The organism is Pseudomonas sp. SIMBA_068 (assembly GCF_046534705.1).
Taxonomy (GTDB): Bacteria; Pseudomonadota; Gammaproteobacteria; order Pseudomonadales; family Pseudomonadaceae; genus Aquipseudomonas; species Aquipseudomonas putida.
Genome location: NZ_JAWRYI010000196.1, coordinates 1 through 331, shown reverse-complemented (window position 1 = coordinate 331; position 331 = coordinate 1). Strand labels below are relative to the sequence as shown.

The 331-nt window shown below is 46.5% G+C and carries 1 pseudogene; it reads right to left on the bottom strand.

Annotated features, from left to right (window positions below):
- Positions 1-331: pseudogene (locus SB756_RS28795) on the bottom strand (alpha-amylase); the annotation flags it as partial.

Sequence of the window (331 nt, the reverse complement as noted above, 5' to 3'; positions counted from 1 at the left end):
ATTACCACTGCCAGCCGCCATGTGATTAATTAAGGTATCTACATAAATATCGACCCCTGCACTTTTACAACGGTTAACCATATCTACAAACTGCGTTCGATTACCGCCTCGGCTTTGCAGTTGGTAGCTCACAGGTTGATAGCGAGTCCACCATTGGTTGCCTGTAATATGCTCGTTAGGCGGAGACACTTGTACAGCAGCATACCCTTTTGGCCCTAAAAACTGCTCGCATTCTTGTGCAACATCGGGCCAACTCCATTCCAATAAATGAACAAACGTAGTGGGTGCAGCAGCTGCAAGATTAGGCAAAAGCAAACCTAGGCTTAAACCG